Origin of the sequence: Streptomyces sp. NPDC006265 (assembly GCF_040613555.1) — a bacterium.
Classification (GTDB): domain Bacteria; phylum Actinomycetota; class Actinomycetes; order Streptomycetales; family Streptomycetaceae; genus Streptomyces.
Genome location: NZ_JBEXSH010000126.1, coordinates 1 through 14563, shown reverse-complemented (window position 1 = coordinate 14563; position 14563 = coordinate 1). Strand labels below are relative to the sequence as shown.

Annotated in this window: 11 protein-coding genes; 10 read left to right on the top strand and 1 reads right to left on the bottom strand. The window is 69.1% G+C overall.

Going from position 1 to position 14563, the window contains the following annotated elements; translation table 11 throughout:
* Window positions 1-429: IclR family transcriptional regulator (locus tag ABZ281_RS13400; RefSeq protein WP_356655059.1), on the bottom strand; the 429-nt coding region annotated here is incomplete at its 3' end.
* A 209-nt stretch (window positions 430-638) separates the two neighbouring features.
* Here ABZ281_RS13400 and betA point away from each other — a divergent pair.
* The 10 genes from betA to ABZ281_RS13350 all read left to right on the top strand — a co-directional run.
* On the top strand, window positions 639-2300 hold the full coding sequence (betA, locus tag ABZ281_RS13395; protein ID WP_356655057.1) for a choline dehydrogenase: 1662 nt from the start codon (window positions 639-641) through the stop codon (window positions 2298-2300).
* Between the two features lie 218 nt (window positions 2301-2518).
* On the top strand, window positions 2519-3988 hold the full coding sequence (locus tag ABZ281_RS13390) for an aldehyde dehydrogenase family protein (RefSeq protein WP_356655055.1): 1470 nt from the start codon (window positions 2519-2521) through the stop codon (window positions 3986-3988).
* Window positions 3989-4007: 19 nt separating this feature from the next.
* Window positions 4008-5093: a glycine betaine/L-proline ABC transporter ATP-binding protein gene (locus ABZ281_RS13385; RefSeq protein WP_356655053.1), complete on the top strand. Its 1086-nt coding sequence runs from the start codon at window positions 4008-4010 to the stop codon at window positions 5091-5093.
* The gene (locus tag ABZ281_RS13380) at window positions 5093-7102 is read left to right on the top strand and encodes an ABC transporter permease subunit (protein ID WP_356655051.1); all 2010 of its coding nucleotides are present in this window, start codon (window positions 5093-5095) and stop codon (window positions 7100-7102) included. The genes ABZ281_RS13385 and ABZ281_RS13380 overlap by 1 nt, the downstream gene beginning before the upstream one ends.
* Before the next feature lie 13 nt (window positions 7103-7115).
* Complete coding sequence (locus ABZ281_RS13375) at window positions 7116-8087, top strand: ABC transporter substrate-binding protein (protein ID WP_356655049.1); 972 nt, start codon at window positions 7116-7118, stop codon at window positions 8085-8087.
* A gap of 227 nt (window positions 8088-8314) precedes the next feature.
* Entirely contained in the window at window positions 8315-10753 is a 2439-nt protein-coding gene (locus ABZ281_RS13370) for an FAD-dependent oxidoreductase (protein ID WP_356655047.1), read from the top strand.
* 92 nt (window positions 10754-10845) lie between these two features.
* Complete coding sequence (locus tag ABZ281_RS13365; RefSeq protein ID WP_356655045.1) at window positions 10846-11706, top strand: bifunctional methylenetetrahydrofolate dehydrogenase/methenyltetrahydrofolate cyclohydrolase; 861 nt, start codon at window positions 10846-10848, stop codon at window positions 11704-11706.
* Window positions 11703-12986, top strand: coding sequence for a serine hydroxymethyltransferase (gene glyA, locus ABZ281_RS13360; protein ID WP_356655043.1), 1284 nt, complete (start codon window positions 11703-11705; stop codon window positions 12984-12986). The genes ABZ281_RS13365 and glyA overlap by 4 nt, the downstream gene beginning before the upstream one ends.
* Window positions 12983-14215: a sarcosine oxidase subunit beta family protein gene (locus ABZ281_RS13355; RefSeq protein WP_356655041.1), complete on the top strand. Its 1233-nt coding sequence runs from the start codon at window positions 12983-12985 to the stop codon at window positions 14213-14215. Before glyA ends, ABZ281_RS13355 begins: the two co-directional genes overlap by 4 nt.
* A 20-nt stretch (window positions 14216-14235) precedes the next feature.
* Window positions 14236-14563, top strand: a 328-nt coding sequence (locus tag ABZ281_RS13350; RefSeq protein WP_356655039.1) for a sarcosine oxidase subunit delta, incomplete at its 3' end; no start/stop codon positions are given.

Sequence of the window (14563 nt, the reverse complement as noted above, 5' to 3'; positions counted from 1 at the left end):
CATGTGGGCCAGCAGGATCTTGCCGCTGGAGGTGGCGTGCAGCGGCGTCAGCTGGCCGACCCAGTTGAACGCCGTGACGGCACCGGGACCACGCACCTGGTACAGGTTGATCGCGTACTGCTCCTGCATCACGGCGAGGTTCACGGTCTCGCCGATCTCCTCGGCGAGACGTTCGCAGACCGGGCGGCTCTGCTGGGTGATGTCGATGCGGCCGGTGACCGAGCCGGCGAGGCGGACGAGGCCGAAACCGAGGCGGTATTTGCCGCGCTCGCCCGCCTGTTCCACCAAGCCGCGCACCTCCAGGGCGCCGAGCAGCCGGAACGCGGTGGACTTGTGGACATCGATCTCGGCGGCCACCTCGCTGACCCCGGCCTCGCCGCGCCGGGCCAGGATCTCCAGCACGGTGATGGCTCGGTCGACGGACTGCACCCCACCGGTCGGGGCAGTTGTCGTTTCGCTATCTGGATGGTAGTTGCTCACAACGCAACTATACGGGCGTTAAACATAGGCGACAGCGGTGCAGGTCACGGGCTTGGCGCCACCCTGGTGAAGGTTGCGTGGTTCGCAACCTGGTGCGCATAGTGACACAGGTACTAGCATGCCGCGCATTCTCAACGGCGCGAGCGAGACGAGGCCTCATGGCTGACTTGCAGTACGACTTCGTCATCGTCGGTGGTGGATCGGCCGGCAGTGCACTGGCCAACCGGCTCTCCGCGGACCCCGGTAACCGGGTACTGGTTCTGGAGGCGGGCAGGCCCGACTACCCCTGGGATGTCTTCATCCACATGCCCGCGGCACTGACCTACCCGATCGGCAGCCGCTTCTACGACTGGAAGTACGAGTCCGAGCCGGAGCCCCACATGGGCGGGCGGCGCGTCTACCACGCGCGAGGCAAGGTGCTGGGCGGTTCCAGCAGCATCAACGGCATGATCTTCCAGCGCGGCAACCCCATGGACTACGAGCGATGGGCGGCCGACCCCGGCATGACGACCTGGGACTACGCGCACTGCCTGCCGTACTTCCGGCGGATGGAGAACTGCCTCGCCGCCGACCCGGACGACGAGTTCCGCGGTCACGAGGGTCCTCTCGTCCTGGAACGCGGGCCGGGGACCAATCCGCTCTTCGAGGCCTTCCTGAAGGCCACCGAAGAGGCGGGCCACGCCCCCACCGACGACGTGAACGGCTACCGGCAGGAAGGTTTCGCCAGGTTCGACCGCAACGTCCACCGCGGCCGCCGCCTGTCGGCCTCCAAGGCCTACCTCAAACCCGTGCGAAAGCGTCCAAACCTCACGATCAAGACGCGCACCCTGGTCACCCGCGTCCTCTTCGAAGGCAAGCGGGCCGTCGGCGTCGAGTACCGGCGTGGCCGCGGCAGACCCCAGCAGGTGCGTGCCCGCGAGGTCATCCTCTGCGGAGGCGCGATCAACTCCCCGCAGCTGCTCCAGCTCTCGGGCGTCGGCAACGCCGAGGAACTGCGCGCGCTCGGCATCGACGTCGTCCACCATCTGCCGGGTGTCGGCGAGAACCTCCAGGACCACCTGGAGGTATACATCCAGTACGCCTGCAAGCAGCCCGTCTCCATGCAGCCGTACCTCGCGAAGTGGCGCGCCCCCTTCATCGGCCTGCAGTGGCTCTTCCGTACGGGCCCCGCGGCGACCAATCACTTCGAAGCGGGCGGCTTCGTCCGCGGCAACGAGGACGTGGCCTATCCCAACCTGATGTTCCACTTCCTGCCCATCGCGGTCCGCTACGACGGCTCCGTGCCCGCCGGCGGACACGGCTACCAGGTGCATGTCGGGCCCATGTACTCCGACGCCATCGGCTCGGTGAAGATCAAGAGCGAGGACCCGGCCGAGCACCCCGCGCTGCGCTTCAATTACCTGTCCACCGAGCAGGACCGCCGCGAGTGGGTGGAGGCCGTCAGGGTCGCCCGCGAGCTGCTCAACCAGCCCGCCATGGCCCCGTACAACGCCGGGGAGGTCTCGCCAGGGCCGTCCGTCGAGACCGACGAGGAGATCCTCGCCTGGGTGGCCAAGGACGGCGAGACCGCGCTGCATCCGTCATGCACCTGCAAGATGGGCACCGACGAGATGGCCGTTGTGGACCCCTCCAGCATGCGCGTGTACGGTGTCGAGGGACTTCGTGTCGTCGACGCGTCGGTGATGCCCTACATCACCAACGGCAACATCTACGCGCCGGTGATGATGATCGCGGAGAAGGCGGCCGACCTCATCCTCGGCAAGGAGCCGTTGCCGCCCTCCGCGGCCGCGTACCACCGCCATCGAGACGCCCGGACATAGATGGGGTGAGTGGCGGTAACGTGGCGTTTTCCGTTCGCGAGCTTGGTAGGGAAACGAGACGTACCAAGCTCGCGTTCGACGGCCGCTCCCAGCCGTCTGCTTGTCCAAACTGTCATCAACCACCCCTTGACGTGGGTTCCCGCCTTATTCAGAGTGTTCCATCACAAGCAATTCGGTGCGCGATGCGCAACGCGATAGGCTCGAAGGAACTCCTCGAAGTGGCAGATCTGTACGTGGACGGAAAGTGGCGGGACCCCGTGGCCGGGGGCCACCGGGACATCCGCTGCCCGGCCGACGGAACACTCTCCGTCACCGTGTCCGAGGGGACACGCCCCGACGCCGAAGCGGCCATCACCGCGGCCCGCCGGGCCTTCGACGAAGGGTCCTGGCCGCGCACTCCCGAGCGCGAGCGCGGCGCGCTCCTCCTGCGCACGGCCGAGATCCTCGAACGCGACGCCGACGCGTTCGCCCGCGCCGAATCGCTGGACACCGGCAAACGGCTGGTGGAGAGCGAGTACGACGTCGCCGACGTCGTCTCCTGCCTCCGCTACTACGGAGGACTCGGTGGCACCGATGCCGGCCGGGTGATCGACACCGGCCGGGAGGACGCCGTCAGCCGCGTCGTGTACGAGCCGATCGGCGTGTGCGGACTCATCACTCCCTGGAACTACCCTCTCCTCCAAGCGAGCTGGAAGGTCGCCCCCGCTCTCCTCGCGGGCAACACGATCGTCCTCAAGCCCAGTGAGCTCACCCCCTCCACCTCGATCCTGCTGATGCGGGCCCTCGAGGAGGCCGGGCTCCCGGACGGAGCGGCCAACCTCATCCTGGGGGCCGGGCCCGAGGTGGGCGCGCCCCTCGCCGAAGACCCCGCCGTCGATCTGGTCTCCTTCACCGGCGGGCTGGACACCGGCAGACGCATCATGGCCACCGCCGCGGCGACCGTGAAGAGGGTCGCGCTGGAACTCGGCGGCAAGAACCCCAACGTCGTCTTCGCCGACGCCGACTTCGAGACGGCCGTGGACTTCGCGCTCACGGCCGTCTTTCTGCATTCCGGGCAGGTCTGCTCGGCCGGCGCCCGGCTGATCGTCGAGGACTCGCTGCACGACCGGTTCGTCGACGAGGTGGTCCGCCGCGCCCGGCTGATCCGCCTCGGCGGCCCCTTCGACCCGCAGGCCGACACCGGAGCGCTGATCTCCGCACAGCACCTGGCGAAGGTCGATGCGTATGTCGCGGCCGGGCTCGCAGAAGGTGCCGTCCTGCGCTGCGGAGGCGAACGCCCCGACGGCCCGGCCCTGGCGAACGGCCATTTCTACCCGCCGACCGTGCTCGACGAGTGCGGTCAGGACATGCGCGTGGTGCACGAGGAGTCCTTCGGGCCCGTGCTCACCGTGGAGCGCTTCACCGGCGAGGACGACGCGGTGCGCATCGCCAACGACACCGAGTACGGACTCGCGGGCGCCGTCTGGACCCAGGACGCCGGCAAGGCCCAGCGGGTCGCTCGCCGGCTGCGCCATGGCACGGTGTGGATCAACGACTACCACCCTTATGTCCCGCAGGCGGAATGGGGCGGGTTCGGACACTCCGGCGTGGGCCGCGAGCTGGGACCCACCGGTCTGGAGGAGTACCGCGAGGCGAAACACATCTGGCAGAACATCCACCCGCGGCCGCAGCACTGGTTCCGCGGCTGAACGCCGAAAGAGGTCGAACATGACCCCAGCAACGACAGAGGCGCCGCGGCGCAATACTCCCCACGATCCGGCACCCACCCCGGTCATATCAGTGCGCGATCTGTGGAAGGTGTTCGGGCCCAAAGCGGACCAGGTACCGGCCTCCGAGGAATTGCGCGGGCTCCCCCGGCTCGAACTCCTGGACCGCACCGGGTGCACCGCCGCCGTGCGCGACGTGAGCTTCGATGTCGCGCCCGGCGAGGTCTTCGTCGTCATGGGCTTGTCCGGCTCCGGAAAGTCCACCCTGGTGCGCTGCCTGACCCGGCTCATCGAACCCACCGCCGGCGAGATCGTCTTCGAGGGTGAGGACATCCGCGGCGCCGACGAAAAGCGCCTGCGCGAACTGCGCCGCAGTAAGTTCTCCATGGTCTTCCAGCACTTCGGTCTGCTGCCCCACCGCCGCGTCGTCGACAACGTGGCGTTCGGACTGGAGATCCGAGGTATGAGCCGGTCCGAGCGCACCAGACAGGCCTTGGAAGTCGTCGAACTCGTCGGGCTCTCCGGCTACGAGAACTCCTACCCCGACCAGCTCTCCGGCGGTATGCAGCAGCGCGTCGGTCTTGCCCGCGCGCTGGCCGGCGACCCGGACGTACTCCTCTTCGACGAGCCGTTCTCCGCGCTCGACCCGCTGATCCGCCGTGACATGCAGAACGAGGTCGTCCGTCTGCACCGCGAGGTCGGCAAGACGATGGTGTTCATCACGCACGACCTGTCCGAGGCGCTGCGCCTGGGCGACCGCATTCTCATCATGCGCGACGGCGGGATGATCCAGTGCGGCACCGGCGACGAACTGGTCGGGGCCCCCGCCGACGACTACGTACGCGACTTCGTCAGGGACGTGCCCCGCGGTGACGTACTGACCCTGCGATGGATCATGCGCCCGGCGGAGCCCGACGACCCCCTGGACGGCCCCGAGTTCGGCCCCGACGTCGTGGTGAAGGAAGCCACGCGGGCGGTGCTCGCGGCCGACCGACCGGTCAAGGTCGTCGAGAACGGCAAGCTGCTCGGCATCGTCGGTGACGAGGAGATCCTCACGATCGTCGCCGGGCAGGAAGGCGACGCGTGATGACCGTCGCCGTACGGAAATCGGAGAAGCCGCAGAGAACCGGGACCGAGGAGTCACCCCCTCCCGCCCGGCGTGAGCGCAAGGTCAGCCGGTCCATGGCCGTGGCCGCGATCCTGCTCGTCTGGCTGGTGCTCTTCGCCGTGCTGCGCGGAAAGCAGACCCTGTCCCTGGCCGCGGCCGACCTGACCGATCTGCACCGGTGGTTCAACGACGTCAACGACTCGATCGGCGCCAACCGCAACTCCAACCCGCTCTTCCTCTACTTCTTCAACGAGATCCGCCTGGTCATCGACACCCTGGTGACCTTCGTGCAGGATCTGATCTCGCAGCCGACCCCGGGCCGCCCGGTTCCGCTTGTCGGCTGGCTCGGCGTCGTCGGCGTCGTCGGCTATGTCTCCTGGGCCGTGGGCAACTGGCGGGTGGCGCTGCTGGCCGTGGCCGGCTTCACCTTCCTGGGCCTGCAGGGGCTCTGGCAGGAGAGCATGGACACCCTGGCACTGACCCTCTCGGCGGTCTGCGTGGCGCTGCTGTTCGCCATTCCCCTGGGCGTGTGGGCCGGGTTGTCGGACCGGGTCAACCGGATCGTGACGCCGTTCCTGGACTTCATGCAGACGATGCCGACCTTCGTCTATCTGGCGCCGCTGACGCTGTTCTTCCTGATCGGTCCCGCCTCGGCCACGATCGCCACCACGATCTACGCGGCACCACCGGCGATCCGCATCACCGCGCACGCCATCCGCTCCGTACCACAGGCCACGGTCGAGGCGGCGGACTCGATGGGCGCGACGCGGCGCCAGGCGCTGCTGAAGGTCCTGCTGCCGATGTCCAAACGGACCGTGGTGATGGGCATCAACCAGACCATCATGGCCGCCCTGGCCATGGTGACCATCGCGGCCCTGATCAACGCGCCCGGCCTCGGCGCGACCGTCATCCAGGCCCTGCAGTCGCTGAGCGTCGGCACGGCCTTCAACGCGGGTCTGGCGATCGTCGTCCTGGCGATCGTGCTGGACCGCGTCACCACCGCGGCGAGCGGCCGGGCGGAGACGGCCCGGCGTTCGGGCAGTCCCCTTCTCAAGTGGCGGCGGCACCTGCTGGCGGCCGGGGCAGTGGTGGCGCTGGTGCTGGTGTATCTGTCGAACACCTACGTGTGGGCGGCCGAGTTCCCCGGCGAGGGCCGAGTCGGCAGCGCCATCTCCAGCGCGGCGGCCGATGTGACCACCTGGGCACAGGACAACCTGTCGGGCCTGACCAACGCCTTCCGTGACGCCCTCACCAACGGCCTGCTCAATCCGTTCCAGCACCTGCTGACCGACTCCCCGTGGTGGCTCGTCGGCGCGGTCCTCGTCGCGGTCGGCACGGTGCTCGGCGGATGGCGCGCCGGGGCCACCACCGTCGTGTGCGTAGGCCTGCTGGTCGGCACGGGTCTGTGGTCCGACGCCATGACGACCCTGGCGTCCACCGCCGTGGCGACGGTGCTGGTGATGCTGCTCGGCGTCGTCGCCGGGGTGTGGATGGGACGCAGCGCGCTGGTGGACCGGCTGGTCCGGCCCACTCTGGACGCGGCCCAGGTCATGCCGCCGTTCGTCTATCTCGTGCCGTTCCTCGCGCTGTTCGGCGCGACACGGTTCACGGCCATCGTCGCCGCCGTCGTCTACGCGGTGCCGGTCGCCACCAAGATCATCGCCGACGGGGTGCGGGCGGTGCCCGCGACCACCGTCGAGGCGGCGACGTCCACCGGGTGCAACACCTGGCAGATCATCACCAAGGTTCAGCTGCCCATGTCGCGCGGCGCCCTGACCCTCGCGACCAACCAGGGCCTCATCTACGTGCTGTCCATGGTCGTCGTGGGCGGCCTGGTGGGCGCGGGTGCCCTCGGTTACGACGTCGTGGCCGGGTTCTCGCAGGGCCAGCTGTACGGCAAGGGACTCGCGGCCGGACTCGCCATCGTCCTGCTCGGAGTCATGTTCGACCGGATCACACAGGCAGCGGCTCGCCGCGCCGGTACATAAGGAGCACCACACCATGGCACGACACTGGGGAGCCGGCGCGGCCGGCCTGGCCGTTCTCGGCCTCACCCTCACGGCCTGCGGCGGCGCCAAGGTCGGCGACGACAACGCGGGCGGTTCAAGCAGCTCGGGCAGCTCGGGCAAGTGCAGCACCTTCAATCTCGCGATCAACCCGTGGGTCGGCTACGAGGCGAACGCGGCGGTCCTCGCGTACGTCGCCGAGCACGACCTCGGCTGCAAGGTCGAGAAGAAGAACCTCAAGGAGGAGATCGCCTGGCAGGGCTTCGGGACGGGCGAGGTCGACGCCGTCGTCGAGAACTGGGGCCACGACGATCTGAAGAAGAAGTACATCACCGACCAGAAGACCGCCGTCAACGCGGGCCCGACCGGTAACAAGGGTCTCATCGGCTGGTACGTGCCGCCGTGGCTGGCGAAGGCGCACCCGGAGATCACCGACTGGAAGAACCTGAACAAGTACGCGTCGAAGTTCAAGACCTCGGAGTCGGGCGGCAAGGGGCAACTCCTCGACGGCGACCCCTCGTTCGTCACCAACGACGGGGCGCTGGTGAAGAACCTCAAGCTCGACTTCAAGGTGGTGTACGCGGGCAGTGAGACCGCGCTCATTCAGGCGTTCCGCAACGCCGAGAAGAACAAGGAATGGGTGATCGGCTACTTCTACGAGCCGCAGTGGTTCCTGTCCGAGGTGCCGCTGAAGAAGGTCAGCCTTCCCGAGTACAAGGACGGTTGCGACGCCGACACCGAGAAGGTCGCGTGCGACTACCCGGTGTACGAACTCGACAAGATCGTCAGCGCGAAGTTCGCCAAGTCGGGCAGCCCCGCCTATGACCTGGTGAAGAACTTCACCTGGACGAACGACGACCAGAACACCGTCGCCAAGTACATCGCAGTGGACAAGATGTCGCCCGATGCGGCGGCGAAGAAGTGGGTCGAGGCAAACCGCGACAAGGTCGACGCCTGGATCAAGTAGGGCGCACCACCGCCCTGGTGAACCCCGTCGGCAAGGCCCGGCAGGCTGTGTCCTCAGCCTGCCGGGCCTTGTCGTTTTCCGGTGATTCCTCCCCGCCGCCTCCAGGGGGTTTTCCGGCGTCTCGGACCCCTTGACACGCCTGTCCACGGCGGGCACATTGAGTTGCGCAACCTGAATCCTGTTGCGCACAAAGCAACTGGATCGCTTTCAACGTCGGAGGTGCGGCGATGGCGGGACCCCGGGTGGTCATCATCGGAGCGGGCGTCGTGGGAGCAGCGCTCGCCGATGAGATCTCCGCGCGCGGCTGGACCGAAGTGACCGTGGTCGACCAGGGCCCACTGCCCGCCACCGGGGGATCGTCGTCGCACGCCCCGGGCCTGGTCTTCCAGACCAACCCCTCCAAGACCATGACCGAGATGGCCCGTTACACCGTCGAGAAGTTCTGCTCGCTCGACGTGGACGGTCAGCCCTGCTTCCTGCAGGTCGGCGGCCTGGAGGTGGCGACCAGCCCGGAGCGCGTCACGGAACTCCAGCGGCGCCACGGCTGGCTCGCCTCCTGGGGCATCGAGTCCCGGCTGCTGAACACCGGGGAGTGCGTGGAACAGCACCCGCTCGTCAACCCGGACAAGGTCCTCGCCGGCCTTCTCGTACCGACGGACGGCCTCGCGAAGGCGGTCCTCGCCGTCGAGGCGCAGATCCGGCGGGCCACCGAGCGCGGCGTGCGCTTCCTCGCGCGCCACGAGGTCCTCGACGTTCAGCGGGCCGACGGGGAGGTGACCGGCGTCCTCACGGACCAGGGCGAGATCCCCGCCGACATCGTCGTGTGCTGCGCCGGCATCTGGGGTCCGAAGATCGCCCGCATGGCCGGCATGAACCTCCCGCTCACGCCGCTCGGCCACCAGCTCGCCTGGACGGGCCCGGTACCCGCACTGGCGGGCCAGACGGAGGAGGCGGTCCGCCCGATCCTGCGCCACCAGGACGCCGACCTCTACTACCGCGACCGCTTCGACGGCCTGGGCATCGGCTACTACGGCCACCGTCCGATGCCGATCTCGGCCGACGACATCCTCTCCGTGGACGAGGCCGAGGAGATGCCGTCCGTCCTGAAGTTCACCGAGGAGGACTTCGAGGAGGCCTGGAGCGAGACCCAGTCGCTGCTCCCCGCGACCAAGGACGCCAAGGTCGAGGAGGGCATCAACGGCCTGTTCTCCTTCACCACCGACGGCCTGCCCCTGCTCGGCGAATCCCCGGACGTCAAGGGCTTCTGGGTCGCCGAGGCCGTCTGGGTCACCCACTCCGCGGGCGTCGGGCGGGCCATGGCCGAGTGGCTGGTCGACGGCTACTGCTCCTCGTTCGACCTGCACGAGTGCGACGTCAACCGCTTCGAGCCGCACCAGCTCTCGCCGGAGTACGTGCTGGCCCGCGACTGCCAGAACTTCGTCGAGGTCTACGACATCCTCCACCCCCTCCAGCCGTCGGGAGACCCCCGCCCGATCCGCACCAGCCCGTTCCACGCCCGGCAGCAGGAGCTGGGCGCCTTCTTCCTGGAGGCGAACGGCTGGGAGCGCCCCCAGTGGTACGAGGCCAACGCGGGCCTGGTCGAGGGCCGTTCCATCGTCACCCCCAACGACTGGGCCGCGCGGTACTGGTCGCCCATCGTCGCCGCCGAGGCCCAGACCACCCGTGAGACCGTCGCCATGTACGACATGACGGCTCTCAAGCGGCTCGAGGTCAGCGGGCGCGGTGCCGGCGAGTTCCTGGAGCGGCTGTGCACCGGCAAGGTCGCCAAGTCCGTCGGCTCGGTGACGTACACCCTGCTCCTCGACCACGACGGCGGCATCCGCAGCGACATCACCGTCGCCAGGCTGGCCCCCGACCTCTTCCAGGTCGGCGCCAACGGCAACCTGGATCTCGACTGGTTCACCCGGCACCTCCCCGCCGACGGCACGGTCCAGGTCCGCGACATCACCTCCGGCACCTGCTGCATCGGCCTGTGGGGCCCGCGTGCCCGTGACGTCCTGCAGCCGTTCACCGACGCCGACTTCTCCGCGACCGGCCTGAAATACTTCCGCGCCAAGCGTGCCCACATCGGCTCCGTGCCCGTCACCGCGATGCGGCTCAGCTATGTCGGTGAGCTCGGCTGGGAGCTGTACACCACCGCCGACCTGGGCGGGAAGCTGTGGAACACCCTCTGGCAGGCGGCCGAGCCGCTCGGCGGCATCGCGGCCGGCCGCGGCGCCTTCAACAGCCTCCGCCTGGAGAAGGGCTACCGCTCCTTCGGCACGGACATGACCTACGAGCACGACCCCTACGAGGCCGGCGTCGGCTTCGCCGTCAAGCTCGACAAGGACGACTTCATCGGCAAGGCGGCGCTGGAGTGCCGTAAGGCGGATGTGCGGCGCAAGCTCACCTGTCTCACGATCGACGACCCGAGGGCGGTCGTCATGGGCAAGGAACCGGTGTACGACGGCGACTGTGCGGTCGGGTACGTCACGAGTGCCGCGTACGGCTACACGATCGGCAAGGGGATCGTCTATGCCTGGCTGCCGGCGGAGCTGGCCGCTCCGGGGACGGTTGTGCATATCGGATACTTCGACCAGAGCGTCGAGGCTGTCGTTGCCGAAGAGCCGCTGTTCGATCCGGCCATGTCCCGTCTCCGTGGCTGAGATCTCGTCTGCGGATCGGTTGTGGCCGCTCGCGCAGTTCCCCGCGTCCCGTGGGAGGGCATTCAGCCACCGCTCGTCGGAAGGAACTCCAGGTGACTGCACAACTCCTTGACGGCAAGGCCACTGCCGCCGCCATCCGTGGCGAACTCGCCGAGCGCGTTGCCAAGTTGACCGCGACCTCCGGTCGAGCGCCGGGCCTCGGCACCGTCCTGGTCGGCGACGACCCCGGCAGCCACGCCTACGTCGGCGGCAAGCACCGTGACTGCGCCCAGGTGGGCATCGCCTCCATGCGCCGGGAGCTGCCCTCCGACGCTTCGCAGCAGCAGGTCGAGGAGACGATCGACGAACTCAACGCCGACCCCTTCTGCACCGGCTACATCGTCCAGCTGCCGTTGCCCCGTCACCTCGACGCGGGCGCCGTACTGGAACGCATGGACCCGGCCAAGGACGCCGACGGGCTGCACCCGGTCAACCTCGGCCGGCTCGTCCTCGGCGTCGAGGCCCCGCTGCCGTGCACCCCGCGCGGCATCGTCGAACTGCTCCGGCGCCACGACGTGCCGCTCGCCGGAGCGCGGGTGTGCGTGATCGGCCGGGGCGTCACCGTCGGACGGCCCATCGGGCTCCTCCTCACCCGCAGGTCCGAGAACGCCACCGTCACCCTCTGCCACACCGGCACCAAAGGCCTGGCCTGGCACGTACGCGAGGCGGACATCGTCGTCGCGGCCGCCGGCTCGCCCGGCTTGATCACCAAGGACATGCTGCGCCCCGGCGCGGCCGTCCTCGATGTCGGTATCACCCGCACCGGCCAGGGGCTGGTCGGTGACATCCACCCGGACACCGCCCAGGTCGCCGGATGGCTGGCTCCGATGCCCGGGGGTGTGGGCCCCATGACCCGGGCCATGCTGCTCGCCAATGTCGTTGAGGCCGCCGAGAGGAACGCGAACACCGTATGAACGCGCTGAACACCCCCCTGGCGGAGCTGGACCCCGAGGTCCACGCCGCGCTCCGCGCCGAACTGCACCGCCAGCAGTCCACCCTGGAGATGATCGCCTCCGAGAACTTCGCCCCCTCCGCCGTGATGGAGGCCCAGGGCTCGGTCGCGACCAACAAGTACGCCGAGGGGTACCCGGGCCGCCGCTACTACGGCGGCTGCGAACACGTCGACGTCACCGAGCGGCTGGCCATCGAGCGCGTCAAGTCCCTGTTCGGCGCGGGCTTCGCCAACGTGCAGCCGCACTCGGGCGCCCAGGCGAACACCGCCGTCTTCTTCGCCCTGCTCCAGCCCGGCGACACCGTCCTCGGCCTCGACCTCGCGCACGGCGGACACCTCACGCACGGCATGCGCATCAACTACAGCGGCAAGATGCTCAACGTCGTGCCGTACCACGTGTCCGAGGCGGACCACCTCGTCGACATGGACGAGGTCGAGCGGCTCGCCAAGGAACACCGCCCCAAAATGATCATCGCGGGCTGGTCGGCGTACCCCAGGCAGCTGGACTTCGCGGCCTTCCGCAGGATCGCCGACGACGTGGGCGCCCTGCTGATGGTCGACATGGCGCACTTCGCCGGACTGGTGGCGGCGGGACTGCACCCCAGTCCCGTACCGCACGCCCATGTCACGACCACGACGACGCACAAGACCCTCGGCGGTCCGCGCGGCGGCGTCATCCTCACCAACGAGGCCGACCTCGCCAAGAAGATCAACTCGGCGGTGTTTCCCGGTATGCAGGGCGGCCCCCTGGAGCACGTCATCGCCGCGAAGGCGGTGTCGTTCAAGGTCGCCGGGACACCGGACTTCGCCGAACGCCAGGCCCGCACCCTCGCGGGGGCCCGCATCCTGGCCGAACGCCTCACCCGGGCTGACGCGGCAGCCGCCGGAGTCAACGTGCTGACCGGCGGCACGGACGTCCACCTCGTCCTGGTCGACCTGCGCGACTCCGCGCTGGACGGCCGCCAGGCCGAGGACCTGCTCCACGACATCGGCATCACCGTCAACCGCAACGCCGTGCCCTTCGACCCGCGCCCGCCCATGGTCACCTCGGGCCTGCGCATCGGCACCCCCGCCCTGGCCACCCGCGGCTTCACCGAGGAGGACTTTGGCGAGGTCGCGGACGTCATCGCCCTCGCCCTCCAGCCCGAGCCGGACGTGGCCGCCCTGCGCGCCCGCACCGAGGCCCTGGCCGCCAAGCACCCGCTCTACCCCCACCTGTCCGAGGACGGAGACGCCCGATGAGCCCCCGCACCCCCGGCGCCGAGCTCCCCGAACACCCCGACTGGCTCTGGCGCAACCCCGAGCCGAAGCGCTCGTACGACGTCGTCGTCGTGGGCGGCGGCGGACACGGCCTGGCCACCGCCCACTACCTGGCGAAGAACCACGGCATCACCAACGTCGCCGTGCTGGAGAAGGGGTGGCTGGCGGGCGGCAACATGGCCCGCAACACCACGATCATCCGCTCCAACTACCTGTGGGACGAGAGCGCCGGCATCTACGAGCACGCCCTCAAGCTGTGGGAAGGACTGGCGGACGAGCTCGACTATCCGATCCTCTTCTCCCAGCGCGGCGTACTGAACCTCGCCCACAGCCTCCAGGACGTCCGCGACAGCGTGCGCCGCGTCGAGGCCAACCGCCTCAACGGCGTGGACGCCGAGTGGCTCGACGCGGACGGCGTCAAGGACGTCTGCCCGATCGTCAACATCTCCCCGGACGTGCGCTACCCCGTCCTGGGCGCCACCTACCAGCCGCGCGCGGGCATCGCCAAGCACGACCACGTCGCATGGGGCCTGGCCCGCTCCGCCGACGCCGCCGGCATCGACATCATCCAGAACTGCGAGGTCACCGGCCTCGACGTGGTCGGCAACCGGGTGGTCGGAGTCCAGACCACCCGGGGCCCGATCGCCGCGGGCAAGGTCGCGCTCTGCTCGGCGGGCCACACCTCGGTCCTGGCGGCCATGGCGGGTATCGAACTCCCCGTGCAGAGCCATCCCCTGCAGGCGCTCGTGTCGGAGCTGCTGGAACCGGTCCACCCGACGGTCGTCATGTCCAACGCGGTCCACGTCTACGTCAGCCAGGCCCACAAGGGTGAGCTGGTGATGGGCGCGGGCATCGACGCGTACAACTCCTACACCCAGCGCGGCGCCTTCCACATCATCGAGGAGCAGATGTCGGCGGCCCTGGAGCTCTTCCCGGTCTTCGCCCGCGCCCATGTCCTGCGCACCTGGGGCGGCATCGTCGACGTCAGCCCCGACGCCTCACCGATCGTCGGCCTCAGCCCGGTCGACAACCTCTACCTCAACTGCGGTTGGGGGACCGGCGGTTTCAAGGCCACCCCGGGCGTCGGCTGGGTCTACGCCCACACCATCGCCCACGACTCACCCCATCCGCTGAACGCCCCCTTCTCGCTCGACCGTTTCACCACCGGCGCGCTCGTCGATGAGCACGGCGCGGCCGCGGTGGCCCACTAGGACCATCAGGGAGCCGACCCATGCTGCTGATCCCCTGCCCGTGGTGCGGGCCCCGCGACGAGGCCGAGTTCCACTACGGCGGCCAGGCCCACATGCCCTACCCGCAGGACCCCTCCTCCCTCACCGACGCGGAGTGGGCCCGCTACCTCTTCTTCCGCGACAACCCGAGGGGGCCCTTCGCCGAGCGCTGGAGCCATGCGGCGGGCTGCCGCCGCTGGTTCAACGCGGTGCGGGACACCTCGACGAACGAGATCCTGACGGTGTACCGGGCGGGGGAGGAGCGCCCGGCCACCTTCGAGGCACGTCCAGCGCAGGCAGCCCGTCCGGCTATTGAGGACGAGGCCGTCC

Coding starts and splice junctions, on each gene's coding strand:
- betA (WP_356655057.1), top strand. CDS start 639: ATGGCTGACTTGCAGTACGACTTCGTCATCGTCGGTGGTGGATCGGCC.
- ABZ281_RS13385 (WP_356655053.1), top strand. CDS start 4,008: ATGACCCCAGCAACGACAGAGGCGCCGCGGCGCAATACTCCCCACGAT.
- ABZ281_RS13380 (WP_356655051.1), top strand. CDS start 5,093: ATGACCGTCGCCGTACGGAAATCGGAGAAGCCGCAGAGAACCGGGACC.
- ABZ281_RS13375 (WP_356655049.1), top strand. CDS start 7,116: ATGGCACGACACTGGGGAGCCGGCGCGGCCGGCCTGGCCGTTCTCGGC.
- ABZ281_RS13370 (WP_356655047.1), top strand. CDS start 8,315: ATGGCGGGACCCCGGGTGGTCATCATCGGAGCGGGCGTCGTGGGAGCA.
- glyA (WP_356655043.1), top strand. CDS start 11,703: ATGAACGCGCTGAACACCCCCCTGGCGGAGCTGGACCCCGAGGTCCAC.
- ABZ281_RS13355 (WP_356655041.1), top strand. CDS start 12,983: ATGAGCCCCCGCACCCCCGGCGCCGAGCTCCCCGAACACCCCGACTGG.